Genomic DNA, 4,268 nt, shown 5'->3' on the forward strand with positions numbered 1-4,268 from the left:
CCGTGGTCCCCCGGCTCGCTCGGGAGGGCGGGGGTGCCCCACGTGGCGACCGAGGAGTCGATCCACACGTCGAACACGTCGGGAACGCGCTCGTAGGTCACGCCGTCTTCGGTGATGGTGATGGGGTCGACCGATGGCCGGTGGAGGTCGACCGTCTCGGGGTCGATATCCTGGTCGGCGCGCTCGGCGAGTTCTTCGCGGGTGCCAACGACAATCATCTCTTCTGCGGCGTCGGCGTCGGGGTCCTGCGGAACCCAGATGGGAAGCGGGATACCCCAGTAGCGCTGGCGAGAGATGTTCCAGTCGGGCGCGTCGCTCACGAAGTCTCGGAAGCGGTTGTCGCGCGCCCACTGCGGGTGCCACTCGGACTCCTCGATGTTGTCCAGCAGTTGGTCTTTGATGTCCGTGACCGTGATGAACCACTGGTCGGTGGCGAGGAAGATGATGTCCGTATCGCAGCGCCAACAGTGCCCGTAGCGGTGGTCGTGTTCGCCTGCGTGGAGCAGGTGACCGCGCTCGTCGAGGTCGTCCATGACCGCCGGGTTGGCGTCGCGGACGAACGTCCCGACGTAGTCGCCGGCCTGCTCCGTGAACTCGCCTTTGCCGTCGACGGGGACGAACACGTCGAGACCGAGTTCCTGTGCGCGGGCGAAGTCCTCTTGACCGTGACCGGGCGCGGAGTGAACCAGCCCCGTGCGGTCGGCTTCGACGTAGTCGGCGGTGTAGACCTGTCCAGCGCCTTCGAAGTCGGCGTACTCGGTCAGTACGTCTACAAGCGGGTGCTCGTACTCCCAGCCGACCATTTCCTCGCCGGTGAGTTCCGAGAGGACTTCGTAGTCCTCGTAGCGGCCCTTCTTCAGGACTTCCTCGACGCAGGGTTCGGCGACGTAGAGCACTTCGCTCTCGCCGTCCTTCTCGGCGCGGACCTCCTGATAGGTCATCTCGTCGGCGACGGCGACGAAGGTGTTCGCGGGAATGGTCCTCGGCGTCGTCGTCCAGATGACGAGGTTGCCCTCGCGGCCCTTCAGCGGGAACTTGACGTAGATAGACGGCGACGTGATTTCGTCGTATTCGACCTCGTTCGCGGCGATGGCGGTCTGACAGCGCGGGCAGTAGTTGACCGACCGCTTGCCCTGTTCGACTAGTCCGTTTTCGGCGACTTTCGAGAAGGCCCACCACGCGGACTCCATGTACTCGGGAGACAGCGTCTGGTAGGGGTTGTCCCAGTCCATCCACGCGCCGATAGACTGGAAGTCCTCGTCCATGGCCTTGCGGTTACGGACGGCGAACTCCTTGCACTTGTCGATGAACGCCTCCATGCCGAACTCCTCGATGTCGCGCTTCGAGGTGAAGCCGAGTTCCTCTTCGACTTTGACCTCGATGGGGAGACCGTGCATGTCGTATCCGGGGCGGTCGGTGACGTGGTGCCCCGTCATGCGCTTGTAGCGGATGGCGGCGTCCTTCAGCGTCTTGTTCCACGCCGTGCCGAGGTGCATCTGGCCGGACGTGTACGGCGGGCCGTCGACGAAGAAGAACGACGGGTCGTCGGCGTGTGCCTCCTTCGTCGCCTCGTACGCGTCGTTCTCGTCCCAGTACTCGCCGACTGCGGATTCGACATCCGACGGCGTGTACTGGTCTGCGATGTCTTCCATACCCCGACGTTCTCGCGGATATATATCAAAACGGCGGGTCTCGTCCGCGTCCGTCGGGCGTTCCGTCTGGTCGCTCTCAGACATGGTCTACGCTCCGCTGTTTCGAACGGGTGGCTCGTCGCCAGCGTCCGAAAGCTGTCTGTCGTCGATACTGCTGTCGGGTGTGGTGCATGTGTCCCTCCATACGGTGTACTGCGGGTGCTCAGAGTCGATGCGCGCGAGAAACGAAATTGGGGTTATGCGAGGCTAACGCCCCGCAATAATGAGCGAGTCGGCGACGACAGCGGAGAGTTGGGACTGCGTGGCTGCGTGTCGGCAGCGTGCAGTCCGATACTGTCGCATGCTAGCTGATTCGTGTGTCGCGGAGGACATAACGCTTACTCCGACACTGTGGCACTGTCTCTGGCCTCTCATATGAACTATCACACATGTGGCTACGCCACCGAGCCATGTTGAATCACAGAAATTTACAAAATCGGTTGGGTGAAGTCGGTTAGTTATATTTTCTCTGCTTCTTTCAGAGCTTTTTGGGCTTCTGGTGGGAGTAATACATCCTCCAGATATTGTGGCAGGCCGCTTTCGTAAACATCGACAGGGATACCACATCGCTCGTACGTGTCTATTGCAAACCTAGTTCCCCAGATTCCTCGGAGACCCCTCTTCTCAGCGGTCGTTTTTAGACGGTAATCATTGGTGATGACCGCGGCGTTGCCATCGTATTCTTCAGCAAGACCAATACAGGACCAGTCTTTTTTGCTCAATTGACCACTAGCTTGAACCTGAATGCTGCTCAGGTCTACACTACGAATTGATAGCCAATCTGGTTGAACTTGGTCGTGATGTGACACGAATTCATCTTCCCACACTCGACGAGTGACAAGGAGGTCGTAATCCGATTTCCAGAAGGTAATTGCGTCAAACCAATCCGCAAAGCAGAAAGAAGAAAGGATACAGTTGTCTATGACAAAAGCATCAGTCATTTTTAAATTCGGTCGCCCAAGTCCTCTGCTGACTGCGGACCATTTCGGACAGGAATTTTATGCTCTTTCAACACACGGGTTCTGAATTCTCGCTCGGTAAGGTGTGCTAGCTCGCTACCCCGTCCGAGGGAAATTTGGGTATTAGCATACGCAATAGCCGCACCGTACTCACGAACCTCTTGAATCACTTCCGAGGACGGTCTATTGTCTGGGTTCGGGGGATTCTCCGAGTCACTACTAGAAGCCGAGCCAAAGTAATAGTGAGACCGTGAAACATCCATAGCGATATCCTCGATAGTAGATTCGTCAGGGTTCCTTGCAGTATACATCAACCTACATAATAGCCCAAGGGGAGCGCTGTACGACCTCTGTCTTACTGCACGTTCACACTGATTATCCTCAATGGCAGACATAAAATGCTCCGTCGACTGGACAAGTGCTGCAAGTACTAACCGAGTATCCGGCTCGCGGTCAAAATAGATTCCACGTAGCACATTTTTCAGTATCTGTTCATTGATTTGGCTCATAAAGCGAGAGAGTTGCTTACCGTTCAACTGGGGAAACTGCGCACTCAATACGTCTGCAGTACCGAACTCCTCACTAACTTGTTCCTCAACAATCTCGTGTGAATGAGTAAAGCGCCTCTCTGGTGGGAGCTCAATCACTTTCCGGACTAATTCATCTATGAAATTCTCATAGTCATCGAAGACGAGTGATATCAGACTGCCAAACGAGTCCATTTGTGCCGAGAAGGACTCCAACGGGTCACCAATGATGTCCTCAGGTGCTTGCTGAGTGACATCGTTACCGGCAGCGTGGGACATGGGTTCTTGTGTTGATACTAAGCTCTGGGCCATATAGAGATTTTGTGTGAGCTATTACGATTGATTATCAAGTAAAATATAGCAGTAATGCATCCATTCTAGGCTAAAGCGATTGGGGTCAGTAGATGGCTCTGATGCTCCTCCAAGATTGTGGCTAGAAACCAACACACTGCAGACCAATCAGTCAGTGGTGACGTATCACGTTCGTGGAGATTCCTTACCCAAAATCCGGCAGGTCGTCGGGCGCTTCGTACCCCGACTCCCAGTCGATGTAGTCGTCTTTGAGCACGTCACACACCTCCTGTCCGAGTTCGGTAAGGCCGGCGTTTATCGACGACACTTGTCCCCACGAGGTCAACTCGGGATGTAACTCGCGTTCTTTCCAATCTTCGGGAAGTCCGGGGGCGTGGTAGCCAACTCGGTCCGCAAAATCGTCCCAGAAGAAATCGAAGTACGTGAGCAAGTCGAGGTCGAGGACGACCTGCCACTGTTCCTCGGAGACTGGTGTCTCCGCCGCCCACGCTTCGAACGCGTCGGCCCACGCGCCGTCGGCGAGGAACTGCTCCAGTTCGGTTCGCTTGAAGTCGGCGTCGACCGCAACCTCCGCATCGTCGTACTGGTTCGGGTCGACCTTCGGAAGCGTCGGCGGTTCGGGGACGGGAACGTCGAGCATGCTCGGGAGTGGGGCGGCATCCCGGATAAGGGTTCGCCGCGGTCGGCGGGAGGTACGCTTCGTCCATCCGGTCGGTGACGGGCTCCAACTGGGCGGCGCGCGCCTCGGCCGCCCCCCGACGGAGCGCCCCCTCCTCGGG

The 4,268-nt window shown here is 57.4% G+C and carries 3 protein-coding genes; all 3 read right to left on the bottom strand.

Going from position 1 to position 4,268, the window contains the following annotated elements:
• Positions 1-1,652: isoleucine--tRNA ligase (locus QT222_RS05385; protein WP_491476547.1), on the bottom strand; the 1,652-nt coding region annotated here is incomplete at its 3' end.
• Positions 1,653-2,149: 497 nt separating this feature from the next.
• A complete protein-coding gene (locus QT222_RS05390; RefSeq protein WP_491476548.1) occupies positions 2,150-2,632 on the bottom strand; it encodes a hypothetical protein in 483 nt (160 codons plus the stop codon).
• Between the two features lie 1,041 nt (positions 2,633-3,673).
• Positions 3,674-4,129 (bottom strand): DUF7992 family protein, encoded by a 456-nt coding sequence (locus QT222_RS05395; RefSeq protein ID WP_004056838.1) that lies wholly within the window; start codon positions 4,127-4,129, stop codon positions 3,674-3,676.
• Positions 4,130-4,268 lie beyond the last annotated feature (139 nt).

It is taken from the genome of Haloferax sp. s1, assembly GCF_058382125.1.